Origin of the sequence: Serratia sp. Ag1, from assembly GCF_000743355.1 — a bacterium.
Taxonomy (GTDB): Bacteria; Pseudomonadota; Gammaproteobacteria; order Enterobacterales; family Enterobacteriaceae; genus Chania.
Genome location: NZ_JQEI01000003.1, coordinates 124,942 through 150,124 on the forward strand (window position 1 = coordinate 124,942; position 25,183 = coordinate 150,124).

Annotated in this window: 23 protein-coding genes; 8 read left to right on the top strand and 15 right to left on the bottom strand. The window is 52.8% G+C overall.

The annotated features are described in order from the left end of the window. Positions 1 to 82 precede the first annotated feature (82 nt). Complete coding sequence (gene elyC, locus IV04_RS01880) at positions 83 to 862, top strand: envelope biogenesis factor ElyC (protein ID WP_037393987.1); 780 nt, start codon at positions 83 to 85, stop codon at positions 860 to 862. On the opposite strand, the gene IV04_RS01885 is transcribed toward elyC, so the two are convergent. From IV04_RS01885 to IV04_RS01910, 6 genes are all read right to left on the bottom strand, one after another. After that, the gene (locus IV04_RS01885) at positions 863 to 1,759 is read right to left on the bottom strand and encodes a YcbJ family phosphotransferase (RefSeq protein WP_037393988.1); all 897 of its coding nucleotides are present in this window, start codon (positions 1,757 to 1,759) and stop codon (positions 863 to 865) included. Positions 1,760 to 1,897: 138 nt separating this feature from the next. Further along, on the bottom strand, positions 1,898 to 2,647 hold the full coding sequence (gene kdsB / locus IV04_RS01890; protein ID WP_037393989.1) for a 3-deoxy-manno-octulosonate cytidylyltransferase: 750 nt from the start codon (positions 2,645 to 2,647) through the stop codon (positions 1,898 to 1,900). Then, entirely contained in the window at positions 2,644 to 2,826 is a 183-nt protein-coding gene (locus tag IV04_RS01895; RefSeq protein ID WP_004942667.1) for a Trm112 family protein, read from the bottom strand. The genes kdsB and IV04_RS01895 overlap by 4 nt, the downstream gene beginning before the upstream one ends. Before the next feature lie 87 nt (positions 2,827 to 2,913). Further along, entirely contained in the window at positions 2,914 to 4,140 is a 1,227-nt protein-coding gene (locus tag IV04_RS01900; RefSeq protein ID WP_037393991.1) for a winged helix-turn-helix domain-containing protein, read from the bottom strand. 109 nt (positions 4,141 to 4,249) lie between these two features. Beyond that, positions 4,250 to 4,471, bottom strand: coding sequence for a cold-shock protein (locus IV04_RS01905; RefSeq protein ID WP_037393994.1), 222 nt, complete (start codon positions 4,469 to 4,471; stop codon positions 4,250 to 4,252). A 222-nt stretch (positions 4,472 to 4,693) separates the two neighbouring features. Further along, on the bottom strand, positions 4,694 to 4,903 hold the full coding sequence (locus tag IV04_RS01910) for a cold shock domain-containing protein (protein WP_037393997.1): 210 nt from the start codon (positions 4,901 to 4,903) through the stop codon (positions 4,694 to 4,696). Positions 4,904 to 5,364: 461 nt separating this feature from the next. Between IV04_RS01910 and IV04_RS01915 the strand changes: the two genes are divergently transcribed. Further along, positions 5,365 to 6,771 carry a VOC family protein gene (locus tag IV04_RS01915; RefSeq protein WP_037393999.1) on the top strand — a complete coding sequence of 469 codons (1,407 nt, stop codon included), beginning with the start codon at positions 5,365 to 5,367 and terminating at the stop codon, positions 6,769 to 6,771. Between the two features lies 1 nt (position 6,772). Here IV04_RS01915 and lpxK read toward each other — a convergent pair whose 3' ends face one another. From lpxK to yieE, 5 genes are all read right to left on the bottom strand, one after another. Beyond that, on the bottom strand, positions 6,773 to 7,750 hold the full coding sequence (gene lpxK / locus IV04_RS01920; RefSeq protein WP_037394003.1) for a tetraacyldisaccharide 4'-kinase: 978 nt from the start codon (positions 7,748 to 7,750) through the stop codon (positions 6,773 to 6,775). After that, the gene (gene msbA / locus IV04_RS01925; RefSeq protein WP_037394005.1) at positions 7,750 to 9,498 is read right to left on the bottom strand and encodes a lipid A ABC transporter ATP-binding protein/permease MsbA; all 1,749 of its coding nucleotides are present in this window, start codon (positions 9,496 to 9,498) and stop codon (positions 7,750 to 7,752) included. Before msbA ends, lpxK begins: the two co-directional genes overlap by 1 nt. Positions 9,499 to 9,533: 35 nt before the next feature. Next, positions 9,534 to 11,810 carry a ComEC family protein gene (locus tag IV04_RS01930; protein WP_051916586.1) on the bottom strand — a complete coding sequence of 759 codons (2,277 nt, stop codon included), beginning with the start codon at positions 11,808 to 11,810 and terminating at the stop codon, positions 9,534 to 9,536. Positions 11,811 to 12,079: 269 nt separating this feature from the next. After that, the gene (locus tag IV04_RS01935; protein ID WP_037394010.1) at positions 12,080 to 13,558 is read right to left on the bottom strand and encodes an amino acid permease; all 1,479 of its coding nucleotides are present in this window, start codon (positions 13,556 to 13,558) and stop codon (positions 12,080 to 12,082) included. 141 nt (positions 13,559 to 13,699) lie between these two features. Continuing rightward, positions 13,700 to 14,578, bottom strand: a complete 879-nt coding sequence (gene yieE, locus IV04_RS01940) for a DNA-binding transcriptional regulator YeiE (protein ID WP_037394012.1) — start codon at positions 14,576 to 14,578, stop codon at positions 13,700 to 13,702. 275 nt (positions 14,579 to 14,853) lie between these two features. Between yieE and IV04_RS01945 the strand changes: the two genes are divergently transcribed. Together IV04_RS01945 and nfo are read left to right on the top strand one after the other, a co-directional pair. Next, complete coding sequence (locus IV04_RS01945; RefSeq protein ID WP_037394015.1) at positions 14,854 to 15,930, top strand: YeiH family putative sulfate export transporter; 1,077 nt, start codon at positions 14,854 to 14,856, stop codon at positions 15,928 to 15,930. 104 nt (positions 15,931 to 16,034) lie between these two features. After that, positions 16,035 to 16,874, top strand: coding sequence for a deoxyribonuclease IV (nfo, locus tag IV04_RS01950; protein WP_037394018.1), 840 nt, complete (start codon positions 16,035 to 16,037; stop codon positions 16,872 to 16,874). A gap of 73 nt (positions 16,875 to 16,947) precedes the next feature. On the opposite strand, the gene fruA is transcribed toward nfo, so the two are convergent. The 3 genes from fruA to fruB are packed head-to-tail and all read right to left on the bottom strand — an operon-like array spanning position 16,948 to position 20,713. After that, positions 16,948 to 18,630, bottom strand: a complete 1,683-nt coding sequence (gene fruA / locus IV04_RS01955; RefSeq protein WP_037394021.1) for a PTS fructose transporter subunit IIBC — start codon at positions 18,628 to 18,630, stop codon at positions 16,948 to 16,950. Between the two features lie 14 nt (positions 18,631 to 18,644). Then, positions 18,645 to 19,583 (bottom strand): 1-phosphofructokinase, encoded by a 939-nt coding sequence (gene fruK, locus IV04_RS01960; protein WP_037394024.1) that lies wholly within the window; start codon positions 19,581 to 19,583, stop codon positions 18,645 to 18,647. Then, positions 19,580 to 20,713, bottom strand: a complete 1,134-nt coding sequence (gene fruB, locus IV04_RS01965) for a fused PTS fructose transporter subunit IIA/HPr protein (protein WP_037394028.1) — start codon at positions 20,711 to 20,713, stop codon at positions 19,580 to 19,582. The genes fruK and fruB overlap by 4 nt, the downstream gene beginning before the upstream one ends. A 237-nt stretch (positions 20,714 to 20,950) precedes the next feature. On the opposite strand from fruB, the gene IV04_RS01970 reads away from it, so the two are divergent. Both IV04_RS01970 and IV04_RS01975 read left to right on the top strand, forming a co-directional pair. Then, a complete protein-coding gene (locus IV04_RS01970; protein WP_051916628.1) occupies positions 20,951 to 21,418 on the top strand; it encodes an NUDIX hydrolase in 468 nt (155 codons plus the stop codon). A gap of 74 nt (positions 21,419 to 21,492) precedes the next feature. Beyond that, entirely contained in the window at positions 21,493 to 22,671 is a 1,179-nt protein-coding gene (locus IV04_RS01975; protein WP_037394324.1) for a sugar efflux transporter, read from the top strand. Positions 22,672 to 22,675: 4 nt separating this feature from the next. Here the strand turns inward: IV04_RS01975 and IV04_RS01980 are convergent, their stop codons facing one another. Beyond that, positions 22,676 to 22,930 carry a YkgJ family cysteine cluster protein gene (locus tag IV04_RS01980; RefSeq protein ID WP_037394031.1) on the bottom strand — a complete coding sequence of 85 codons (255 nt, stop codon included), beginning with the start codon at positions 22,928 to 22,930 and terminating at the stop codon, positions 22,676 to 22,678. A gap of 270 nt (positions 22,931 to 23,200) precedes the next feature. Between IV04_RS01980 and mtr the strand changes: the two genes are divergently transcribed. Then, on the top strand, positions 23,201 to 24,445 hold the full coding sequence (gene mtr, locus IV04_RS01985) for a tryptophan permease (protein WP_037394034.1): 1,245 nt from the start codon (positions 23,201 to 23,203) through the stop codon (positions 24,443 to 24,445). Positions 24,446 to 24,587: 142 nt separating this feature from the next. Next, entirely contained in the window at positions 24,588 to 25,160 is a 573-nt protein-coding gene (yeiP, locus tag IV04_RS01990; protein ID WP_037394037.1) for an elongation factor P-like protein YeiP, read from the top strand. The last annotated feature ends 23 nt before the right edge of the window (positions 25,161 to 25,183 follow it).

Sequence of the window (25,183 nt, forward strand, 5' to 3'; positions counted from 1 at the left end):
CACAGACTGGCTTAGAATAAATCTTCTTGCGGCGTGATTGCGCCCAGATGTCGTTTTTTCACCCAAAAGGACCTGATTTTTGATGCTATTTAATCTGAAAAAACTCATCGGTAACCTGTTAATGCCGTTACCCGCCCTGCTTTTGCTGATGGGGCTGGCGTTACTGCTGCTGTGGTTTACCCACTGGCAAAAAAGCGGTAAGACAATTTTGAGCTTCAGTTGGCTATTTTTACTACTTTTAAGCCTGCAGCCAATCGCCGATCGTTTACTGCGGCCATTCGAATCCAACTATGCCACTTATCGTGGTGATGATCGGGTTGATTATATCGTGGTACTCGGCGGCGGTTACACCTTCAACCCTGACTGGGCACCGAGTTCCAACCTGATTGGTAACAGCCTGCCACGGGTCACAGAAGGGGTCAGGCTATACCTCTCTCACCCCGGTAGTAAGATGGTGTTTACCGGCGCACCAGGAGCCAATACCTTAAGCAATGCTGCGACGGCGGCGCACGTGGCTGAGAGCCTGGGAGTGCCGCGCAGCGATATTGTGATTTTGGATCGCCCGTTGGATACGGAAGAAGAAGCCGCGCAAGTAGCGGCACTGGTAGGGCAACAGCCTTTCCTGCTGGTCACTTCAGCCAATCATCTGCCGCGAGCGATGCGTTTCTTCGAAGCCCAAGGCTTGCACCCGATCCCAGCTCCCGCCAACCAAATGGCGATCAGTTCACCATTAAATATTTGGGATCGGGTTATGCCATCTTCAATGTTTCTAGGCCACAGTGAACGCGCGGTGTATGAAACCCTTGGCAGCCTGTGGCAAGGGTTGAAAGGGGAGCACGCGGCAACGCCAGCTGCCCAGTAATCAATCGGCAAGCCAGGGGAGCAACTGTTTGGCCGCCTGATCGAACAGCAAGCGATCCAGCTTGCCGGTATGAATCATTCGGCCAACCGCTTCCCACACCACATACAACCAACGGCGTACCAGAAACTGTTCCGCTACGGGTGCGCGTTGCAGATAGCGGAACAGTAATTGATCCGGCATCCCGGCCTCACATAGCCGGAACAACTCATACTCCCTTGGAGCCCACAGCATCATGCCGGGGTTGAGCATCGACAGAAGTTGATCGGTTTTAGCATCTTTCAACATGCTGCGCAGCGAAAGGTTGCCATGCACCAACACACAGGGATCGTCAAAATCGGCAAAGAAATGGGGCAATGCTTCCCGCGTCCGATAAAGCAGACGACGATCGGCCATGCTAAACAGTGATGAGTTGAGATTGCTAAGCGTTGACCACAGCACCTCGACACGCTGCTGATACCAGCAAAACCAGTCATTTTCTTGCGTACTGTCCACCGTACCAACACAGCCATGGCTGTCGATACGATGCCAGGCCAAAACACCCTCGATAATCTGGTCCATCAAGCTGCTCCAGCGATCGGGAGTACGCGTGGGGGCTTCAACCGAAACACCACGCAAACGCTCGATCAACAGAACTTCTTTGTAGGGGGATTGATGGCTGTAGACTATGCCATAAACCGTCGGCAGGCGAATATCCCCTTCACGTGCCAACATAGAGAGCTTATAGGCCTCTTGTTGCGCAATCCCTTCACAGACAAAGCTTTTCGCCATCAACGGAATCGCATGATTCTGCTGGTCATACAGCGAATACATATGTGCGTAAGGTTGCTCGCTAACACGCTCCAGGCGACTGATTGATTCACCCAGCACCACACTCAACTCAGCACGCAACTGCTCCATTGGGCAAAATCCTCCAGATTAAGGAAAGCGGCCTACATCATTGAACGCTGAACAGCGAAATTCCTCAACGCAGATCAATAAAATGGAGAGAAAGAAACAAGAAATGAAACGGCCAGAGTGATCTGGCCGACAAAATAATCAGTTTTTAATGCTGTCACGCACGCGCTGTAGATCTTCTGGCGTGTCCACCCCCACGCTCGGAACAGCCTTTGCTACCGCAACGTGAATTTTTTCGCCGTACCACAGCACGCGGAGCTGCTCCAGCAGTTCGATCTGCTCAAGCTGGCTCGGTTGCCAGCTCACATAACGGCGCACAAACCCGGCACGGTAGGCATAAATGCCAATGTGGCGCAGCAAGCTATCGCCGATGCTGGCTTTCGATTGGGCAAAACGCTCGCGATCCCATGGGATGGTCGCGCGCGAAAAATAGAGCGCGTAGCCCTGAGCATCCATCACCACTTTGACGGCGTTGGGGTTAAACGCCTCTTCGGCAGTTTCGATTGGCACCGCCAGCGTCGCCATTCCGGCCTCGCTGGCGGCCAGGTTTTCGGCTACCTGACGGACGATAACCGGTGGAATTAACGGCTCATCGCCCTGCACGTTGACAATGATTTGCTCATCAGTAAAACCACATTTCTCGATCACTTCCGCCAAACGCTCGGTCCCAGAATGGTGATCGGGGCTAGTCATACAGACCTCACCGCCCGCTGCTTCTACCGCTTTGGCAACTTCGGGATGATCGGTGGCAACAATCACACGGGCAGCCCCAGACTCACGGGCGCGCTCCATCACGTGCACCACCATCGGTTTACCATGAATATCAGCCAGCGGTTTACCCGGCAAACGGGTGGAGGCATAGCGAGCAGGAATAATTGCGATGAAACTCATGCGTGTTTCTCATCCAGTGACAGTGAACGCGCTTCGTTTTCCAGCAACACCGGAATACCATCACGCAATGGGTAGGCCAAGCCATCCACTTTGCAGACCAGTTCCTGATTTTCTTTATTGAAATAGAGCTTACCGTTGCAAACCGGGCAGGCAACGATTTCGAGTAAACGGTGATCCATGCTTCCTCCAAGGGATATAGGCATCAGGGAAATTGCGTGAGGATAGCATAACGCTATGCAGCAGGTTAATCACCGCCTGATTTACCGTTATTCCACCGGCCATCCAGCGCCCCACTCTGCAGCCAATTGCGCGGGTATATTCCCCAGACTCACCTGTTGCGCGCCATGCCACTGCGCCGTGCGGGTTATTGCCTGCCAGATATCCTGGCAACGCTGCGTGCTCAACCTGGTTTTTGGCTGCAGGTGCAAACTGATAATCTCAAAGATGCCCTGTTTGCGGTGCATTTTTGCATCAACCCGGCCAATCAGTTGCCCCCGTTGCAACAACGGTAACGTGAAATAACCATACTGGCGTTTTTCTTTCGGCGTGTAACATTCCAGCCGATAATCGAAGTTGAACAGTTCCAACGCCCGACGGCGATCCCACACCACCGGATCAAAAGGAGAAAGCAGGCTGGTCACGCTGGATTTGAGTTTCCCTTGCTCAGCCAATACCAGTTCGGCAGCCAACGACTGGTGCACATAAAACGTACCTTCCAGCTCGTTGATGGTCACTGGCAGAATCTCCCCTTGCTGCTTCAGCGTTTCCAGCAGTTTTTTAGGGGCCACGCGCTTTAAGCGATAGTAATCCGCCAGCCATTCGGCTTTGAAAATGCCCAGATAGCGGCAGCTACGGCGCAGCATTTCCTGTTGAGCCTCGGCCTGCGGCAATGCATGAATATTATCATCCCAATCAGGCAATAACCGTTGGGTAAGATCGTAGACGCGGTGGAAATTGCGGCGCTCAGCCACCATCAGTTTGCCGGTGGTGAACAGGATCTCAAGATGGCGCTTTTCTGGTTTCCAATCCCACCAGCCATTAGCGCCTCTCTTTTCAGCAGTAAAATCTGCCGATCGTACCGGGCCTTGAGTCTCAACGTGTCGCAACAGATCTTCGATGGCGGCATGGTGTTTGTTTACCCACTCTTGTGAGTGCTTCCACCCCATTCCCTGTGGATCCAGCATCCGGTGGCGCAGTAGTCCAAAATCATCAATGGGAAGGAAACAGGCCTCATGCGCCCAATATTCAAACAGTTGACGAGCAGCTAAGGCCTGCTCCAGCCATTCTGGCTGATAATCCCCCAATCGGCTGAACAGCACCAGATAAGGGCTACGCGCAACTATGCTGATCGTATCGATTTGCAGCAGCCCCATACGTTTGATGGCATTAATCACATCAGCAGGCCTGGCTTTGCGTTTAGTCGGGGACAGCAGCCCTTGAGCGGCAAGATGAAGCGCGCGGGCAGAAGAAAGCGAAATAACCGGGGTTGGCATTCTGATATCCCAAGTGATTGAACAATCGTCTGATAATAAGGGATATTGGGGAATTTTTCTTCGCCAGTGCATGGGGTGGCGGCACCGGCACTGGCGAGGAAGGGGTGGGTCAGAACGCGATAACGTCTGCCGCAGACAGCCCGTGAGAGCTACGATAGATCGAGAACTCGACGTTCTGACCTTCATTTAACGATTTATTTTTGGTATTGGCGATAGCACGGCGGCTAACATAAATTTCGTCACTACCATCGACCGGAGAAATAAAACCATAGCCTTCGCTCTGATTAAACCACTTAACTCGGCCCATTTTTAACATAGTATTCTTAAACATAATTTCATTCCTTTCACTTGAGCACCCTTAACAACATCATTGTTATTATTGTTTGGATGCTATCAGCCCATCCTAAAGTTTCTCGTATCAAACCTCTCGTGAGCAAAAAATAAAAAACCCGCACTCTGGCGGGCTTGGTGAACTTAATATCTTCCGCAATAACTCGGCATCAATGCGTCGTTATGGTTGTATCGAGTTCTCTAGACGTTATTCCCTGTATAATTACAGAGCAACAACGTTAGCGGCAGCCGGCCCACGCGGGCTGTCCTGAATGGTGTACTCAACACGCTGGCCTTCTGCCAGAGTCTTGAAACCATCGGTCATGATTGCGGAGAAGTGTACGAACACATCTTTACCGCCGTCTTGTTGTTCAATAAACCCAAAACCTTTGCTTTCGTTGAACCACTTAACCTGACCCATCTTCTTAGACATTACTATTAACCTTTTAAATATATTTACACAGCCTAACTTGAGGCAATCTGGCCGTTTTCAGAATCATTACTTATGGGAGGTACTTAGAAGGTTCGTCTTTGAAGCGGAATCAGATGATAACGTTTTGGGAGGAACTGCTTAACTCTAAACTCAAACATAAATAGCTCTGTATCACAGGCCGATGTGTATTTACTCATAAATCCCATACAAACACAAGCGTTTTATCACAACATTTTCCCCTCGGGAAGAAGATATTCTTGATATCCCTTTTCTTATCAACAAAACCAAATGAGAGCTAACGCATAAAATTCTAATATCATTCGCCAATCTATAACAAATCCTAAACGAGCTAGCTAAGCTTTAGTTGAAAGCGAGGTGGGTAACTTTGCTGGCCAGCATTATACCCCAGCAATTTTAAATATGCCGGGTATAGATTTTAATTAATCAAGGGAGCTATGTGCATGACTGCCCAGCAGTTTGTCTCACCGAATGAAATTCGTGCCCGGTTTTCCAAGGCGATGTCAGCCATGTATCAGAAGGAAGTACCGCTGTATGGCGCACTGGTCGAACTCGTGGCCCAGACCAATCGACAAGTTTTGAGTGAGAATGCCGAACTGGCCAACCAGTTACAAATTACTGGAGAAATTAGCCGGTTAAGCATGGAGCGCCATGGGGCCATCCGCGTAGGCACGGCAGAAGAATTGAACACATTGCGGCGTTTGTTTGATGTGATGGGGATGTCGCCCGTTGGCTACTATGATCTGGCCAGTGCCGGAGTGCCAGTGCACTCCACGGCATTCCGTGCCGTACATGAAAGCGCGCTGCAGCTAAGCCCGTTTCGGGTATTTACGTCTTTACTGCGGCTCGAACTAATCGAAAATACGCAGCTACGCGAGATGGCACAGCAACTGTTAGCTCGCCGCCGTATCTTTACTGAGCGAGCTCTGGAACTGATGACATTGCATGAAGCACAGGGCGGATTAGATGAAGGACAGGCTCAAGAATTTATCACGCAGGCACTGGAAACGTTCCGCTGGCACAGCCAGGCCACGGTGAGCGCCAGCGAATATCAGCAGTTGCACGATCAACACCGACTCATCGCTGATGTCGTGGCATTCAAAGGCCCACATATTAATCATCTGACGCCGCGCACGCTGGATATCGATCGGGTACAGCGGGCTATGCCGGGGTGCGGTATCACACCTAAAGCGGTGATTGAAGGCCCACCACCGCGTAATTGCCCGATCCTGTTGCGCCAGACCAGTTTCAAAGCTTTAGAAGAAGATGTCGCTTTTATTGAACATGATGGCAGCCAGATCGCCGGGCATCATACCGCACGATTCGGTGAGATAGAGCAGCGGGGAATTGCCCTGACGCACAAAGGGCGTGCGCTTTACGATCGCCTCTTGCAGGCCACCAACGATGCATTACAAGCTCCGGCCACGGAACAGAATGCTGAGCAATACAATCAGTTGCTGGTCGAACATTTTCAGGCGTTTCCAGATGATTACGCCACGCTGCGTGAGCAAGAGTTAGCCTGGTTCCGCTATTTTCCAACCGAATGTGGCCTGAACGCTAAAGAAGCCATGGATAAGCACAGTTCGCTGGAGCAGCTTATCGCTCTGGATTATGTGCGTTTCCAACCCTTGGTCTATGAGGATTTTCTACCGGTCAGCGCCGCTGGGATTTTTCAATCCAATCTCGGTGACAGCCGCCATGCACAATACGGTGCAGCGTCAAGCCGCCTCGCATTTGAACAGGCGCTAGGAGCCGAAGTGATTGATGAGCTGGAACTGTATCGACAAACGCAGCAGCGTTCGTTACAGGCCTGTGCGCAAGCCTTGGGGGTGAACACCCTGCAGGCCTGACTTATTTGATTAACTGCTCAATATCTTGTAACAAACGTTCAGCCTGATCGGCAGGGAGTACCGCATCAACCGGTAAATACCACCAGTCAGGCTGGGCAAAAGCGCGGCATTTCACCGCATCTTTTTCAGTCATTAACAGCATCTGACCCGGCTTGGTCAACGCGGCTAACTGTGCATGTTCGTAATTCTGGTGATCAGCAAACGGCACTTCACATTCCGCCTCAACCCCCAGTTTTTCCAAGGTCGCGAAAAAGCGCGGAGGATGGCCGATTCCTGCCATGGCAACAACATGTGGCAAATCGGTTGCAGAACGCCGCTCACCACTTATCAGATTCACCGCTTCCCGAGCCTGGAGCTTCATGGCGATCTCCCCCGGTTGCGCAACACCACCGTTAGCGACACGGGCATCCACCGTATTCAGGCGGGCGGCACGTTCACGCATTGGCCCAGCCGGTAACCACCAGCCATTGCCAAAACGGCGAACGCCGTCAATCACCACCAGCTCAAAATCACGCTGTAAAGCATAGTGTTGCAAGCCATCGTCGGTAATCACCAAGTCCAGCTCGCTATTTACCAACAAGGCCTGCACCGCTTCTATACGTTTAGGGGCGATGGCCACTGCTGCACCGGTACGCTGATAGATCAATACCGGTTCATCACCGGCCTGCTGCGTTGTAGTTTGGGCGTTCAATAACAGAGGATATACCGCTGATTTACCACCGTATCCTCTGGAAACCACACCCACACGGTAACCGCGCTGCTGAAGCTGCTCAACCAGCCAGATCACCATAGGTGTTTTGCCGTTACCGCCAGCCGTTAAATTCCCCACCACCACCACTGGCACAGGGGCTCGCCAACTTTTACGCAAACCTACACGATAACTGAACCGAATAAGGCCGCTCACCAAGCCATACAGCCAGGAAAACGGCAGCAACAGCAGATAAATCAGTGAGCTCCCAGACCAGATACGCTCTATCATTACTGACCAAACTGCATACGGTGAAGCTGTGCGTAAACACCGCGTTTATCAATCAGTTCAGCGTGCTGACCACGTTCAACGATCTGGCCATCCTCTACCACCAGGATTTCATCCGCTTTCTCAATGGTTGAGAGGCGGTGCGCAATAACCAACGAGGTGCGGTTTTTCTGCAACTCATCCAGTGCGGCCTGAATAGCGCGTTCAGATTCGGTATCCAGCGCTGAGGTGGCCTCATCGAGGATCAGAATCGGGCAATCACGCAGTAAGGCGCGCGCGATAGCGATACGCTGACGCTGCCCACCGGAAAGCATCACACCGTTTTCCCCGATAACCGTGTCGAGACCGTTCTCCATTTTGGCGATAAAGTCCATGGCATAGGCCATACGTGCCGCAGTCTCTATCTCTTCACGGCTATAACGTTCCTCACGGGCATAGGCAATATTGTTGGCAATGGTGTCATTGAACAAATGGACATTCTGCGATACCAACGCCACCTGATCGCGTAATGAGGCCAGGGTATACTCACGCAAGTCATGACCATCCATCAGGATTTCACCTTTCTGGACGTCATAAAAACGGGTCAACAGATTAGCAATGGTTGATTTGCCTGAACCAGAACGCCCAACCAACGCCACCGTTTTACCTTCAGCAATACTCAGGCTGATGTCACGCAGCGCCGGGATGTCACGCCCGGGATAGCAGAATGTCACGTTCCGGAATTTGATATTCCCTTTAGCACGTTCCACTTGGCGCGTACCGGTATCTTTTTCCTGCTCCATATCCAGAATCGAGAACAAAGTCTGGCAGGCCGCCATACCGCGCTGGAACTGCGCATTAACGTTAGTCAGTGATTTCAGCGGGCGCATCAAGGCGATCATCGAGGAGAACACTACGGTGATCGTACCGGCGGTCAGGGTCTCCATTACGCTAGGGAAACTGGCAGCAAACAGAACAAATGCCAATGCCAGCGAGGCGATCAACTGAATGATAGGATCAGAAATGGAAGAAGCAGAGACTAACTTCATACCCTGCTGACGCATGCGGTTACTCACGGAGTTAAAGCGCTCCGTCTCTACCTGCTGACCACCAAAAATCAGTACCTCTTTGTGCCCTTTCAGCATTTGCTCGGCACTGGTGGTCACCTGCCCCATCGTGTTTTGCATATTCTTGCTGATATTACGGAAGCGTTTAGACACCAACCGGATAGCAAAAGACACAATCGGTGCCAACACAATCAGAATGACCGAAAGCTGCCAACTGTAATAGAACATCATAATGAACAGGCCGATGATCGACGCCCCTTCACGCACAACGGTCACCAGCGCGCCAGAAGAGGAGGAAGCCACCTGCTCGGAATCATAGGTAATACGTGACAGCAAAGTCCCTGTTGATTGCTGATCAAAAAAGGACACTGGCATTCTCATCATATGGCCGAATAAGCGACGACGCATATGCATCACCACCATGCCGGACACCCAAGAAATGCAATAGCTGGAAATAAAGCTGGTCACACCGCGCATCAGCATCAGGCCGATCACCACTAGAGGCATCCAGACTAAAACACGGCTATCTGTTTTACCAAAACCATCGTCTAACAGCGGCTTGAGCAGGGATAACATGAGTGTATCCCCCGCCGCATTTAGCACCAACGCAATCGCGGCCACTGTCAGCCCGATTTTAAAAGGAGTGATCATCGGCCAGAGGCGACGGAACGTCTGCCACGTGGAGAGATCTTTATCATTCATCATGCAGATACCAGCATCGGAAGAAATAGCGGCCCATTCTACTCATTATCACCCTCAACGCCAAACCGCCGATGGTACCATCGGGGCATTAATTGTTCACGGAAGCCTTTAACCTGCCAGCTATTGTTGAAAAATAGCACACTCAGTTGCCCTGATTGTGCAGTATCTCGCCAGGTAATATTATTCTCACGGTAGCGTTTGATGATTTTTTCTGCGGGTAGCCGCCAAGTGTTGTACCGAGATGCCGATGCAACAGCCAGTTTTGGTGCCACTGCGCGCAAAAATGGTGGTGATGATGAGGTTTTGCTCCCATGATGCGGCACTTGTAAAAGGGTGGCAGACAATAGTGCACGCTGCTTGAGTAATTCCTGTTCCCCACGTTGTTCCAGATCGCCAGTCAGCAAAATACTGTGCCTGCCATCATCAACGCGAACAATACAGGAGTCGTTGTTATTGGCATGTTCTTTCTGCTGTGGCGGCCACAACACCTGAAAATGTAACCCGCTCCACTGCCAATGTTGCCCTTGAATACAGGAAAAATGGCCCTGATGGGTTAACGGAGAGCGGACACTCGCCTGCGGGAACAGCGCCTGTAATGCCGCTAACCCACCGATATGATCCCGATGACTATGGCTAATGATGATTTGCTCAACAACAACCTGCCGCCAGCGTAGATAAGGCATGATAAAGCGCTCTGCTGCGCTGCTTTTCTCCCAGGCATCCCCGCTGTCATAAATAACAGCTTTCCCTTTACGTTCAATAAGCACAGCCAAGCCATGGCCAACGTCAATCATATCTACCCGCCAGCGATAATCTTGCTGTCGTTCCCGCCACAGCAGGCAACAAAGTAATACAGCCAGGCAACCGACAGGGAAACTGTGCCACCAATAAAAACGCCAGCAAACCACCGCTAACCAGCCAAGAACACTGAATTGCATCACAGTAACGCCTACCTGTAGCCACCCGACCTCCAACCATGGCAAAGGCCAAAGTGCCCAAGCAACGGTGATATCAGCCAAGTACCATAAAAATGAACTCAGTACCGGGGCAAAGCTGAACATCAGCGCCAGTAAAATTAACGGCACCGAGAGTAACGAGATGATGGGCACAGCCCACAGGTTCGCCGGGAGTGACGTCCAGGTGATGCCATGGAACAGGCCGAACTGCAATGGCATCAGCAGCAGCGTCATACCCAATTGAATATGCAACCAGCGGAGTGGAGCCCAAAACCAGGATAGAGTGAACCGCTGGGGCAAAGGGACCCACTCGAACCAGAAAATCAACGCAGCAACCGCCAGTACAGAAAGCCAAAAACTGTCAGACAGTACGGCCAAAGGATCGCTTACCAGAATCAGGCACATGCACCACAGCAATATTTGCCACGAGGAGCAGGTGAACCCGCGCAAACGCAGCACTAACCACAAAGACAAAGCGATAGCGGTACGCAATGCCGGTGGTTGTGCGCCAGCTAGCCAGACATAGACCAACATGGCAAACCCACTGATCAATAGAGGTAAACGATGGCCGATATAACGGGCGGGCATCAAATACTGCATCAAACGCACCAATCCCCAAAGCAGAATGGCAGACATGGAAATATGCAGGCCCGAAATCGCCATCAAGTGCGCAATACCGGTTTTGATAAAAAGCTCACGTGTTTCATTGCTAATCAATGCTCGTTCGCCGAATGCCAAAGCCAGCAAAATATCGCGGTGAGGCAAAGTGCCAATTCGCTCATCTGCCCAACTGATAACCCATTGACGCCAGCCACAGCGCTTATCGATAAATTGTGCTGACTGAATATAGCCACTGAGCGGCTGCCGATTGGCAAAAGCCCAGCGTTGGCCATCAAAACCCCCCTCATTCAAGCTACTGTGTATTGGCCGAAATCGTACTTTCATTGCTAGCCGCTGGCCCGCACACAAAGCCTCTCCCCGCCAGTTGGCAGTAAAAAATATCGCAGGCAACAACCTATGCCCTTTAATCTGCTCAATGCGTAAAAGCGTTTTAGGTATCTCCAGGCCCTCGAGTTTTACACTGCTCACGGAGACAATAACCTCCGCATCATGACTACTCGCAAGCAGTGTCATTTGCTTTACCACATTGTTGGCACTTAGCACGGCAAAGACAAAGCTCATCAATAACCAAAAAAGCGGCTGACACCACTTCCGCCGCGTTTGCCGCCACAGCAGTAATGCCAAACCAACGAGCACAACCAGCAACAGCGGAGAAGGTAATTGCGCTAAAAAAAGCAGGGGCAGCATCCCTAACACCGTTGCCATTGCTGCAGTATCGATTGAAATTCTGATCGCCATGCCTGTCGCCCACCGTTTTGCTGGGCTCAAGATTAATTATCAGGAAAATAACTGCCAGTAGAGGATTTCAAAGCCTGGAGAAGGCACGCAAGTTATTACTGCTCTACCTGTGGTTTACGCCTTAATTGCGGGGCAGTTCGCATACGAACCGGTTATGCACCGGATTACTGAATAAAATAGAGCGGATCGCAAGAAGTAAACTGGAGAATGATCTGGCAAGAAGGGGGCGAATAACGCGACGGGTTTCCGCCGCGTTGAAGGTTAAATGCTTACTTCGAATCCCACTTCGGGAATTCCATTTCGCTGTACTTCACCACGCGGGTGCCGCGTGTCAGCTTGTAACCAAACCAAATGATCAGGAACAGCGGAATACCGATGTAAGTCGCGGTAACGCCGTACCAGTCAATTTTATCTTCCAAGAACGCCTGATAGTTCTGCCCTAACGTAATGATTAGACATAAAACGAAGGCAAATATCGGCCCCAACGGGAAGAACCCGGAGCGATAAGGCAGATCGTTCAGATCGCGCCCCTGCAGCATGTAGCCACGGCGGAACCGATAATGGCTGATGGCAATCCCCAGCCAGGCAATAAAGCCGGTCATACCGGAAGTATTCAGCAACCACAGATAAACCGACTGATTGCCAAACATTGAGGTGAGGAAACACAGCGCCGCCACTACGGTCGTGGCATACAACGCATTACGCGGCACACCGCCCTTTGACAGTTTGGCGAAAATACGCGGGGCTTTACCTTCCGAAGCCAACGTAAACAGCATACGCGTTGAAGCATACATCCCGGAGTTACCGGCAGACAGTACCGCCGTCAGGATCACCGCATTCATTACCGCCGCCGCAGACAACAGGCCAGCATGCTGGAATACCAAGGTAAACGGGCTGACGCTGATGTCTTTAACATCATTACGCAGCAGGCTTGGATCGGTATAAGGAATAATCAGGCTGATAATCAGAATCGCAAAGATATAGAACAACAGAATACGCCAGAATACCTGACGCACCGCACGCGGAATATTTTTGCCCGGATCTTCGGATTCACCCGCTGCGATACCAATCAGTTCGGTACCCTGGAAAGAGAAGCCGACAATCATTGCCACACCAATCATCGCCGAGAAGCCACCGGCAAATGGCGCATCGCCAATAGTCCAGTTTTGCCAGCCCGCATTCTCACCGCCCTTCAGGATACCGAAAATCATCAGTATGCCGAGGCCGATAAAGATAATCACCGTGGTGACTTTGATCAGAGAGAACCAGTATTCCGCTTCACCGAACCCTTTGACCGAAATATAGTTCAGCGTGAACATCAGGCCAAGGAACAGTGCGCTCCAGATCCAGCCCGGTGTGTCTGGGAACCAATAGTTCATCACCAGCTGCGATGCCACCAGATCGACCGCGATGGTGACCGCCCAGTTGTACCAGTAGTTCCACCCCAGCGCGAAGCCGAAACCTTCCTCAACGTATTTGGCACCGTAGGTCGAGAACGAGCCGGAAACCGGCATAAACGCCGCCAACTCGCCCAAGCTGGTCATTAGAAAGTAAACCATCAAGCCAATCAGTGCATAGGAAAGCAGTGCGCCGCCAGGGCCTGCCTGCGAAACGGTCGCACCAGAAGCGACAAACAGGCCAGTCCCAATAGAGCCGCCGATGGCGATCATGGTTAAATGTCGCGCTTTCAGTTCGCGACGCAGTCCGGGTGCTTGCTGCCCCGATGTTTTTATATCCTGGTGAGCCATTCTTACCCTATCTGCCCGTCAAAAAATGAGGCCGGATTGTAACAAATACCCGCCCACGCACTAGTGACATTGCGCTGATATAAGATAGCTTCATAATCCGGCGGTAATTATTAGCAACGGGCCTGATGGCGATGAAGACGCTCAAACCTCAACAGGCAGAGTGCAGTAGCTTAAAAAACGCTGTAGGGCATTGGAGATATGCTTTTGCCGATGGTGGATCAGATACAAAGTGCGGTTCAATGGCGGCAGCGGAGTTTTCAACGTTACCAGCACGCCGCTGGCTAGTTGCTCTTCCACGACACGCCGTGACAGGCAACTGATGCCGATGCCATGGCGCACCGCATGCTTGATCGCTTCAGAATTACCCAGCTCCATAACTAACTGGAAATTCGGCAAATGCGCCAACAACAGGTGATCCAGCACCTCTCGCGTCCCAGAACCACGCTCACGCAGGATCCACGGCGCACTCGCCAGCGCGGCCATCGTCAAAGGTTGCCGCGCCAAAGGGTTATCCGGTGCAGCAAACACCACCAGTTCGTCCTCCAGCCATGGTTGAGTAACCAATTCGGGCATATGACATGGCCCTTCAATCAGGCCGAGATCGACACGAAAATCCGCCACCGCACCGATCACATCCTGGCTATTTCCCACATTCAGTTCCAATGGCGTGGCCGGGAAATCTTTACGGTAGCGGGCGATCATCGCTGGCAGCATATAGTTGCCGATGGTGCTGCTGGCCGAGATGCGTAATGCACCGTTATCGCGCAGAAATAATTGCTCTATTTCTATGGCTTGTTCCAGGATCGCCAGCGCTTTCGGGTACAGCAAACGGCCATGTTCGTTAATAACCAATCGTTTGCCTACCCGATCAAATAACAACACATTCAGTTGCCCTTCCAGATCCGCCAATGCTGCGCTGACCGCCGATTGCGACAAGGCCAATACCACCGAAGCCTGCGTTGTTGAGCCACTTTTCAGCACTTCGGTAAAGACTTCCAGTTGACGCAAGGTGATATGCATAGCAGTCTCGGTATAAAAATGGGTCAGCCAAGTGTAATGCGCTGTTTAATGCTGACAATAATTGAAATTAAAAACAAAAATAATGCTTCATAATAGCAGAAACGACAGTCACGCTATTAAGATTATCACGTTTATAGAATTCGGCCTGCTTCCGGTGAGTTATTATCAGATTATATCGACCACTTATTTAGATAGGTTATAAACATATAATCAATTTCTCTTTTAGTTCGCGAAATTTTACCCTTGCGGTAAAGAATTAAGAAGAGGATTGAACAATGGCGAGCGATACCGCACATACCTACCCCGAGCAACGTTTCCCACTGCTAGGATTACCACGGCTGATACCGGGTTTACTGTTAACCGGCGCACTGACTGCATTGGCGATCTGGGCCAGCAATATCCCCTGGATTGCCGGGTTAGGATTAGGTGCGCTGACGCTGGCGATCCTATTCGGTATCGTCATCGGGAATACGCTTTATCCGTGGTTGCAGTCTCAATGCCACACTGGCGTACAGTTGGCCAAACAACGTCTGCTGCGCCTGGGGATTATTCTTTATGGCTTTCGTTTGACGTTTCAGCAAATCGCCGATGTGGGAGCCAGCGGTATCATCATCGATGCGCTCACCCTGACCAGCACCTTTCTGCTGGCTTGCTGGTTGGGTAAAAAAGTCTTCGGCCTCGACAGCCAAACCACCATGTTAATCGGTGCAGGCAGCAGTATCTGTGGCGCAGCCGCAGTAATGGCCACCGAACCGGTCCTGAAGGCAGACTCCAGCAAAGTGGCGGTAGCCGTCTCCACCGTGGTGGTATTCGGTACGCTGGCCATTTTCGCTTACCCCTGGTTGTATCACCTGAATGAACACTTCCAGTGGATGCCGTTTACCCAGGAAACTTTTGGTATTTATACCGGCTCGACGATCCACGAAGTCGCTCAAGTGGTCGCCGCAGGCCATGCCATCGGCCCAGATGCTGAGAATGCTGCGGTGATCGCCAAAATGATTCGCGTCATGATGTTGGCCCCCTTCCTACTGCTGTTATCCGGCTATATCAGCCGTGGTACCACGGCAAGTAAAAGTGAGAAGTCGGTCATTACCATCCCCTGGTTTGCCGTGCTGTTCATTGCCGTTGCCGGGCTGAATTCGTTCAACCTGCTCCCGGCGGCACTGGTGCAACATTTGATTACCGCCGACACCTGGATGCTGGCAATGGCCATGGCAGCGCTGGGCCTGACCACCCATATCAGCGCTGTGCGTCAGGCTGGGGTGAAACCAATTCTGCTGGCGACGCTGCTGTTTGTCTGGCTGGTTATCGGCGGTGCGGCGATAAACCAACTGGTTCAAGCCCTGTTGTAACCCCTCCCCTCGGGCCCCATCTTGCGGGCCCGCTTCTTTTGCCCTGCCATTCAATCCTGCCTGTATCAATGCCATAATGGCGGGGATAACACAGGAGAATGAAAATGAAGTTTGTCGGTGCTCATGTCAGTGCTTCAGGCGGCGTGGATCAGGCGGTGATCCGAGCGCACGAATTAGAGGCGACCGCATTCGCCCTGTTCACCAAAAATCAGCGTCAATGGAAAGCAGCTCCGCTGCCTGCCGACGTAATCGATAAGTTCAAACGTGCCTGCGCACAATATGCTTTCGGCCCAGGGCAGATCCTGCCACACGACAGTTATCTGATTAATCTTGGCCACCCCGTAGAAGATGCGCTGGAAAAATCCCGTGAAGCGTTTCTTGATGAAATGCAGCGCTGCGAACAATTAGGGTTAACGTTGTTGAACTTCCATCCAGGTAGCCATTTGCTGCAGATTGATGAGGATAAATGTCTGGCGCGGATCGCTGAATCCATCAATATCGTGCTGGATAAAACCCAGAGTGTGACTGCGGTGATTGAAAATACCGCCGGTCAGGGCAGCAATCTGGGGTTCAAGTTTGAACATCTGGCCGCCATCATCGACGGTGTGGAAGACAAAAGCCGCGTCGGGGTATGCATTGATACCTGTCACGCCTTTGCCGCCGGTTATGACTTGCGCACGGAAGAGGATTGCGAAAAAACCTTCCAGGAGTTGGAAGATGTGGTGGGCTTCAACTATCTGCGCGGTATGCACCTCAACGATGCCAAAAGCACGTTTAACAGCCGCGTTGATCGCCACCACAGCCTGGGTGAGGGTAATATCGGCAAGACGGTGTTCAGCTACATTATGCGCGACGCGCGTTTTGACAATATTCCACTGATTCTGGAAACGGTGAACCCGGATATCTGGGCAGAAGAAATTGCCTGGCTGAAGGCTCAGCAGTGAGCTTTCAACCAACACTTTCTCCATAATGCAAAAACCGGCACCTGAGCGCCGGTTTTTTATTGCTTACAACAGGTTAGGCCAGGTTAGTCGCCGTAGCATCGCTGCGTTTCAGCACCGCATAACCCACACCCGCCAGCAGCGTACCGGCAATGATCGCGACCAGATACAGCAACACCGGGGAGATAGCACCTGGGATCAGCAGCACGAACAGGCCACCGTGCGGAGCCATCAGTTTGGCGCCGAAAGCCATCGACAGCGCACCGGTCAATGCACCACCGGCAATACAACACGGTAATACACGCATCGGATCGCGGGCCGCAAACGGGATCGCCCCTTCGCTGATAAAGCACAACCCCAGCACCAATGCTGCTTTGCCGCCTTCCTGTTCGGATTTCTCGAACTTATTGCGCGCAATGATCGTCGCTAAGCCCATCGCCAACGGTGGCACCATCCCTGCCGCCATAATCGCCGCCATCGGGGCATATACCGAGGAACTCAGCAACGCCACGCCAAAGGCATAGGCCGCTTTATTCACCGGGCCCCCCATATCGGTACACATCATCGCACCAAGGATCGCGCCCAACAGCACCGCGTTAGCTGTCCCCATCGATTGCAGCCAGTGGGTCAAGCCCTCCATGATTTTCGCAACCGGCGTACCCACCACGTAAATCATGATCAGGCCGGTAGCCAAGCTCGCGAGCAACGGGATAATCAGGATCGGTTTCAGCGCCTCCATACTCTTCGGCAAATGCAGCTTATTGCTGATCGCTTTGGCGATATAACCGGCCAGAAAACCGGCGATAATCCCGCCGAGGAACCCTGCTCCTGTGCTCACCGCCAACATACCGCCGATTAAACCCGGCGTCAGGCCTGGGCGATCGGCAATCGAGAACGCGATATAACCCGCCAGAACCGGTACCATCAGCGCAAAGGCTGAACCCCCACCGATCTGCATCAATGCTGCGGCCAGAGTGCCTTTTTCTTTAAACGCTTCAATACCGAACACAAACGACAGCGCAATACACAACCCACCCGCCACCACCATCGGCAACATGTAGGAAACCCCGGTCAACAGGTGACGATACGGCCCGGCGCTCTCTTTTTTCTTACCTGCCGTTGGCGCACTGCTGGTTTTCTGCGGCTGGAAGATTTCAGCCTCAACCTGCGCCTTATCCAGCTCCTGCACGGTTTTCTTCAGGGCCAATCCGGTAGACGTGCGATACATCGGCTTACCGGCAAACTTGTCCAGATCCACTTCAATATCCGCCGCCACAATCACCAGATCGGCCAACGCAACCTCTTCGGGGGTGATTTCATTCCCCGCCCCTACGGAACCACGGGTTTCAACTTTTACCCACCAGCCACGTTTTTTGGCCTCGCTCTCAATGGCTTCGGCTGCCATAAAAGTATGCGCTACACCGGTCGGGCAAGCGGTAACCGCCACGATGCGTTTCTGCCCCGTGGCTTTCACTGGCGCAGTTTCTGCTACCTGATAAGGCTTGGCTTCGGCTTTTGCCTGTACCAAAAAGCCCTCGGGATCACGCACCGCGTGTTCCACATCACCTATATAAACCACTTTGCCGTTCAACTTGGCATCGGCAGGCACAGTTTGCCCTGCTACGATCACCACTTCGGCTTCATCCAACGACCCTACCAGCACCAAGCCAGCATTGGCCGCAGCGCCTTCAAGCATACGTTTCGCCAGGTGACCACGAGCCTGCCCGAGCGAACCGTCTATCATCAGCAGCGTTTTCATTCTGCCTCCTACTGTCAGTTAAAAGGTTTCAGATCGACACGCGCCATCATCGCGGCCAACTGCGGGCGATCGGTCACGCCAACGTTGCTCTGGCTGACGGCCAGGGCAGCCACGGCGGTGGCCAAACGTAAGGTATGCTCGCTGGATTCACGCATCAGCAAGCCGTAGATCAAACCGCCAACCATCGAATCACCGGCTCCCACCGTGCTAACCACCTCACAAGCTGGAGGTTTGGCGATCCAGGCTCCAGAAGCGTTTACCCACAGCGCACCTTCTGCGCCCAGTGAGATCACTACGTGCGCAATTCCCTGATCGCGCAGCGCGTGAGCCGCGTCAACCACCTCATCCAAAGTCGGTAATGGGCGACCAGCCCAGATCTCCAATTCACGTCGATTCGGTTTCACCAGCCAAGGTGCGGCTTTCAACCCCGCCACCAGTGCCTCTCGGCTGCTGTCGAAAATAATGCACGGGCACTGCGCACGTAGGCGGATCATCCACTCGGTGAAGGCTTCTGGTGGTACACCTTCCGGCAAGCTGCCGCTCACCGCCACCATGTCGAACTGGCCGAGCCAACTCAGAGAGTCGTTCACAAAGCGTTCCCAATCCGGCGGCGTGACTTCAAACCCAGAGAAGTTGAAATCGGTCACTTCGCCGTCTTTTTCCGTCAGTTTCACGTTGATACGGGTACGCCCCGACACCACTTGAAAACGGTTGGCAATACCCAGATCGCTGAACAGCAGTTGGAAACCATCCTGATTATCTTTCCCCAGGAAACCGCCGACGGTGACATCAATCCCTAAATCTTTCAGTACCTTGGCAACGTTAATGCCTTTACCGGCGGCGTGCAGCCCGGCAGTTTTTACCAAGTTAACCTCACCCCGTTCGATCTCCGGGCAGAAGCCCACCAGATCGTAAGCCGGGTTAAGGGTAATGGTTGCGACTCTTCTGCTCATGCCGCACCCTCGCCAAGACCTGTACTGATGGCTTCGCCGATGGCTTTCAGCGCCGCTTCAGCATCATCACCGCTGGCGGTAAAACGCAACTGATGACCTTTCTTCACTCCCAGCGCGACCACCTTCATCAGGCTGCGGCCATTAGCCGGTTTACCACTGCCGTTGAGGTTAGTGACGGTAATTTCACTGGAGAATTGCTTGATCACGTTGACCAGTGCCGTGCCTGGGCGGGCATGCAGGCCGTGTTCGTTACGAATGGTATATTCTGCGCTCAGCACCGTACTCTCTTCAGCCACATCGCTGGTGAGCAGTGCCAACAGGGTAGCAGCATCGGCGTTCAGCAAGCGTTCAGCTTGATTGCCTAACAGCAAATCGCTGAGATGGTTCAGCACCGTCAGCGGTTGCTGATCGGCAATGGCCACAGTCAGCAACAGCGCAACCTGCTCGCCTGCTTCGTCAAAAGCCTGTGCAGGGCGGCTGAGGGTAACCGCGCTAAGCAGATTGCCTTCAGCGCTGTCACTCAGCCAGATGCCCTGCCCCAGATTCAGCGGCTTGCGGGTGATCACATCGCTGACAAACCGGGCGTCAACTGCACCGATCTTTTGCAGGCGGCCCGCATTCAGGGCCTGCAACGTCATCAGAGAATCAGCCGCCACGTCCAGCGCGATCAGTGACACATCAAACTGCAACTCAGCCGTTTGCTTCTCGCCCATCAGCAAGCTGCGCAACTCTTCTGCTGAAGTGGTCGTTGCCAATTGTGTCGCTACGCTGTCATCGCTCAGCACGTGCGTCAGCTGACGCAGCAGCGCCAGGTGTTCATCTGAACGGGCAGCAATACCGATCACCACATAGGCAGTTTGCCCTTCTCCCCATTCAATCCCCTGTGGAAACTGGAAAACCTGCACCCCGGTGTTCAGCACCAGATCGCGGGTATCGGTAGTGCCGTGTGGAATGGCGATCCCGTTTCCCAGATAAGTCGAGGTTTGCAGCTCACGCTGCAGCATGCCGTCAACATAGGCGGCGCTGACGCACCCGGCGGAGGTGAGCGCAGCCGCGACCTGCCGGATAGCCTCCTGTTTACCGCTGGCGGCGGCTCCCAGGTGAATGTCTTGCTGTGACAATTGGAACATGATTCTCCTCTCTTGCTGAATTGAATCGTTTCAGCTCTATAGGGAAAAAGGAGCGTTACCAGAGTCGGATCAGTCCGTCCGATAACGCTGAAACGTTTCAATCAGTGTGGAATCAGGTATTATCGAAAGCAAGTTTTCTTCATACTGATATGATGTTTTTTTGACACTGCGCACATTTAGCCCATAGATAGCCGCAAAATGGCCTACTATGCTGAAGCACTGCTGAAGGAGAAAAGTATGATGGTAGCCACTGGCGTTGGCGTGATTATCGTAAACCCACAGGGCCACATTTTGCTGGGGAAACGCTGTGGTTCTCACGCTCCTTTCTGGTCGATTCCCGGTGGCCACCTGGATGCTGGAGAAACCTTTGAACAATGCGCCCAGCGCGAAGTTGCTGAAGAAACCGGGCTACTGATTGCTCCTCCGCAATTGATTGGTATCAGCAATAATTTGCAAACCTGGCGAGCGGAAGGCAAACATACCGTCTCCATCTGTATGCTGGTTCAGCACCCAGGTGGCAACCCAGAACTGAAAGAACCAGAAAAATGTGCCGAATGGCGTTGGTGCTCCCCCACCGCCCTGCCGGAACCGCATTTTGAAGCCAGCCGCACCGCGATCGCCTTATGGCTGAGTGGTAAAACCTATACCCCCACAATCTGCAGCGTATTTTCCGCAGAAAAGACTTTTTACCCCAATCCTGATTGAAACCGTTTTTTGTTTTTTTTAAAAACGCGTACTCTACGCGCGACTTTTTCTTTATTGGCTATTTGCTCACCACTATGCGTACTTCAACTGCGATAACTCGACGTTTGCCCGATCTCACTTCGCTGGCATTTATTGTTGTGGCTTTCCTCACTGGCATTGCTGGTGCCTTGCAAACCCCCACGTTAAGCCTGTTTCTTTCTACCGAAGTGAACGTCCGCCCAAGCATGGTCGGCTTATTCTTTACCGGCAGCGCCGTGATCGGCATTTTGGTCAGCCAGTTTCTTGCCCGCCGTTCAGACAGAAAAGGCGATCGCAAATCGCTGATTTTTCTCTGTTGCATGCTGGGTGCCTTGGCCTGCGCGCTATTCGCCTGGAACCGCAACTATTATCTGCTGCTGTTTGTCGGTGTGCTGCTGAGCAGCTTCGGTTCCACCGCCAACCCGCAGATGTTTGCGCTGGCACGTGAACACGCCGAACGCACTGGGCGGGAAGCGGTCATGTTCAGTTCGATCCTGCGCGCACAGGTGTCACTGGCCTGGGTGATTGGCCCGCCGATCGCCTTTGCTCTGGCATTAGGGTTTGGCTTTCAGGTGATGTATCTGGCCGCGGCGGCTACTTTTATCATCTGTGGTGCCCTGGTGTGGAAAACGCTGCCCTCGATGCCAAAAACCCCGGCAACCAAGGGCACCACGCTGGAAGCCCCGCGCCAAAACCGCCGCGATGCGCTACTGTTATTCGCCGCTTGCACTCTGATGTGGACTGCCAACGGTATGTACCTGATCAATATGCCGCTGTATGTGGTGCAAGAACTGCGCTTGCCAGAAAAACTGGCTGGGATCCTGATGGGCACCGCAGCCGGGCTGGAGATCCCAACCATGTTGTTAGCCGGAATGGTGGCCAAACGTTTCGGTAAACGCTGCCTGATGCGCAGCGCGGTGATCGCTGGCGTGCTGTTTTACACCGGGCTGTTGTTCATTACCGGAGCTTGGCAGTTGGTTGCCCTGCAATTGCTGAACGCGCTGTTTATTGGCGTGTTGGCAGGCATCGGCATGCTCTACTTTCAGGATCTGATGCCAGGTCAGGCTGGCGCGGCTACCACACTATTTACCAATACCACTCGCGTTGGCTGGATTATTGCTGGCTCGATTGCCGGTTCGGTTGCCGAAATCTGGAACTACCATGCGGTATTTTATTCCGCGCTGGCGATGGTGGTAGGTGCAGTGCTGTGTCTGTGGCGGCTCAAAAACGCCTAAGAGCCTAGGGCGCAGTATCAACCTCTAGCTTTGCCAGATAGATTAACGCTTCGTCACGGCGATCGTGGCACATCTCATGGCTGGCCTGTAGGCTGCCGCAAACGCGGGGCCGCAGGGGTGAATGAAACAGGCCACAACGCAGTTGCTGATCCAGGTGAATGCAGCGGGTGTTCGCCGGTTTACCATTGGGCATGCCGGGGATTGGGCTGGAAATTGACGGTGCTATACAGCAAGCGCCACAGTCGGGACGGCAATCCATCGGTGCATCTCCTGGTGGCTGGCGAATTGAAGCCGGACAATAGCAGCACACGGTGATTGCCGCCAGCACAATCCGGCTCACACCAGGATTTTCCTTCCCTTGAGTTTTGCTGCAACACATCCACAGATCTGCTCTCGCGTAGAAACAGCAAAAAACCCCTATTTACACACTTAATTAGCACATATTTCCCTTTACATGCACATATTGCGCAATGTACTATTAAGCTAGTACAAGAGAACTCAAACATCATCAGGTTATTCAGGAGCCACAATGTCCACGGACACCCCCCAGAAGCTTTCCCGCCCTTCCATTCTCGGTGGCGCAATGATTATTGCGGGTACCGCAGTCGGGGCCGGTATGTTCTCCATTCCGATTGTCACCTCTGGCGTGTGGTTTGGCGGCTCGATTGCATTGCTGATTTATACCTGGGCCTGCATGCTGATTTCTGGCCTGATGATCCTTGAAGCAACGCTCAACTACCCGACCGGTGCCAGCTTCCATACCATTGTCAAAGACCTGCTGGGTAAAGGCTGGAATACCCTCAACGGCCTGTCCATCACCTTTGTACTGTACATTCTGACCTATGCCTATATCTCGGCGGGGGGATCGATCATCGCCCATACGCTGGAAGGTATTGTGGGCACCAATCAGGCTGTTGCCGGATTGGTCTTTGCCGTTTTGGTGGCGTTTATCGTCTGGCTGTCAACCCGGGCGGTGGATCGCCTGAGCACCATTCTGATTGGCGGTATGGTGATCACTTTCGTGATGTCGGTTGGCGACATGTTTACCCACGTCCAACCTGCGGTGCTGTTCAACCGTGGCGACACCAGCGCCAGCTATCTGCCCTATGCCTTGGCGGCCCTGCCTTATCTGTTAACCTCATTCGGTTACCACGGCAACGTGCCGGGGTTGGTAAAGTATTATCACCAAGACAGCCGCGCCGTGGTGCGCAGCCTGGTTTATGGCACCCTGCTGGCGCTGGGGATTTACATCCTGTGGCAGTATGTGATTCAGGGCAATATCCCACGCGATGCGTTCAAACAGGTGATCGCCGAGGGCGGCAACATCGGCAGCCTGCTCAAGCAGATGGGGAGCGTTTCCAGCAGCCAGATGGTTGGCCAATTGCTCAGCGCCTTCTCTTATATGGCACTGGCCAGCTCTTTCCTTGGGGTTTCACTGGGATTGTTCGACTATCTGGCTGATTTCTTCAAGTTCAGTGATAACACCGCTGGCCGCACCCAATCGGCGCTGGTGACGTTTGTGCCCCCAACCCTGGCAGCCCTGCTGTTCCCGAACGGTTTCCTGTACGCCATCGGTTTTGCTGGCCTGGCAGCCACCATCTGGGCGGTGATCGTTCCTGCTATGATGGCCCGTGCCAGCCGCCGCCGCTTTCCGCAGGCAGCGTATCGTGCCCCCGGTGGCCATGGCATGATCCTGTTTATCATTCTGTTTGGCGCGATCAACGCCGTTGCTCACCTGCTCACGCTGCTGAATATGCTGCCAGTATTTAAATAAAAACCACTTACCGAGGGTGACGTTCGTCGCCCTCTGCGTTCTCTGTATTCCCCACTCTTTTTGCGCGCGGCTCTTGCCTGCAAAGCGTGGTACGAGTAACTTGTCGCAACATCTCAACACTCCTTATCGACAGGTTATTCCAATGGCAAGAGCTAACGAAATCAAGCGTGGCATGGCGATCAACTACAACGGCAAACTGCTGTTGGTGAAAGACATTGATGTCCAAAGCCCAACCGCACGTGGGGCCAACACCCTTTACAAAATGCGTTTCTCCGACGTGCGTACCGGACTCAAGGTGGAAGAACGTTTTAAAGGTGACGATATTCTGGACACCATTACCCTGTCGCGTCGCAAGGTGAATTTCTCCTACATCGATGGCGAAGAATATGTGTTTATGGATGACGAAGACTACACACCGTATATCTTCAAAAAAGATCAGATCGAAGACGAACTGCTGTTTATCCCTGAAGCAGGCTTGCCGGGCATGCAAGTATTAACGCTGGATGGCCAGGTGCTGGCGCTGGAACTGCCGCAAACCGTGGATATGGAAATTGTCGAAACCGCGCCGGGTATCAAAGGGGCTTCTGCCAGCGCCCGTAACAAACCGGCCACTATGACCACTGGCTTGACCATTCTGGTACCGGAATACCTCAGCCCTGGTGACAAAATCCGCATTCATATTGCCGAGCGCCGTTATATGGGCCGCGCTGACTAATTGTGCTTCAGGGCGCAGCGGTG

What these genes read in the sequence shown, in the direction of transcription:
- elyC (WP_037393987.1), top strand. Translation starts at nt 83, where the DNA reads ATGCTATTTAATCTGAAAAAACTCATCGGTAACCTGTTAATGCCGTTA.
- IV04_RS01885 (WP_037393988.1), bottom strand. Translation starts at nt 1,759, where the DNA reads ATGGAGCAGTTGCGTGCTGAGTTGAGTGTGGTGCTGGGTGAATCAATC.
- kdsB (WP_037393989.1), bottom strand. Translation starts at nt 2,647, where the DNA reads ATGAGTTTCATCGCAATTATTCCTGCTCGCTATGCCTCCACCCGTTTG.
- IV04_RS01895 (WP_004942667.1), bottom strand. Translation starts at nt 2,826, where the DNA reads ATGGATCACCGTTTACTCGAAATCGTTGCCTGCCCGGTTTGCAACGGT.
- IV04_RS01900 (WP_037393991.1), bottom strand. Translation starts at nt 4,140, where the DNA reads ATGCCAACCCCGGTTATTTCGCTTTCTTCTGCCCGCGCGCTTCATCTT.
- IV04_RS01905 (WP_037393994.1), bottom strand. Translation starts at nt 4,471, where the DNA reads ATGTTTAAGAATACTATGTTAAAAATGGGCCGAGTTAAGTGGTTTAAT.
- IV04_RS01910 (WP_037393997.1), bottom strand. Translation starts at nt 4,903, where the DNA reads ATGTCTAAGAAGATGGGTCAGGTTAAGTGGTTCAACGAAAGCAAAGGT.
- IV04_RS01915 (WP_037393999.1), top strand. Translation starts at nt 5,365, where the DNA reads ATGACTGCCCAGCAGTTTGTCTCACCGAATGAAATTCGTGCCCGGTTT.
- lpxK (WP_037394003.1), bottom strand. Translation starts at nt 7,750, where the DNA reads ATGATAGAGCGTATCTGGTCTGGGAGCTCACTGATTTATCTGCTGTTG.
- msbA (WP_037394005.1), bottom strand. Translation starts at nt 9,498, where the DNA reads ATGATGAATGATAAAGATCTCTCCACGTGGCAGACGTTCCGTCGCCTC.
- IV04_RS01930 (WP_051916586.1), bottom strand. Translation starts at nt 11,810, where the DNA reads ATGGCGATCAGAATTTCAATCGATACTGCAGCAATGGCAACGGTGTTA.
- IV04_RS01935 (WP_037394010.1), bottom strand. Translation starts at nt 13,558, where the DNA reads ATGGCTCACCAGGATATAAAAACATCGGGGCAGCAAGCACCCGGACTG.
- yieE (WP_037394012.1), bottom strand. Translation starts at nt 14,578, where the DNA reads ATGCATATCACCTTGCGTCAACTGGAAGTCTTTACCGAAGTGCTGAAA.
- IV04_RS01945 (WP_037394015.1), top strand. Translation starts at nt 14,854, where the DNA reads ATGGCGAGCGATACCGCACATACCTACCCCGAGCAACGTTTCCCACTG.
- nfo (WP_037394018.1), top strand. Translation starts at nt 16,035, where the DNA reads ATGAAGTTTGTCGGTGCTCATGTCAGTGCTTCAGGCGGCGTGGATCAG.
- fruA (WP_037394021.1), bottom strand. Translation starts at nt 18,630, where the DNA reads ATGAAAACGCTGCTGATGATAGACGGTTCGCTCGGGCAGGCTCGTGGT.
- fruK (WP_037394024.1), bottom strand. Translation starts at nt 19,583, where the DNA reads ATGAGCAGAAGAGTCGCAACCATTACCCTTAACCCGGCTTACGATCTG.
- fruB (WP_037394028.1), bottom strand. Translation starts at nt 20,713, where the DNA reads ATGTTCCAATTGTCACAGCAAGACATTCACCTGGGAGCCGCCGCCAGC.
- IV04_RS01970 (WP_051916628.1), top strand. Translation starts at nt 20,951, where the DNA reads ATGATGGTAGCCACTGGCGTTGGCGTGATTATCGTAAACCCACAGGGC.
- IV04_RS01975 (WP_037394324.1), top strand. Translation starts at nt 21,493, where the DNA reads ATGCGTACTTCAACTGCGATAACTCGACGTTTGCCCGATCTCACTTCG.
- IV04_RS01980 (WP_037394031.1), bottom strand. Translation starts at nt 22,930, where the DNA reads ATGGATTGCCGTCCCGACTGTGGCGCTTGCTGTATAGCACCGTCAATT.
- mtr (WP_037394034.1), top strand. Translation starts at nt 23,201, where the DNA reads ATGTCCACGGACACCCCCCAGAAGCTTTCCCGCCCTTCCATTCTCGGT.
- yeiP (WP_037394037.1), top strand. Translation starts at nt 24,588, where the DNA reads ATGGCAAGAGCTAACGAAATCAAGCGTGGCATGGCGATCAACTACAAC.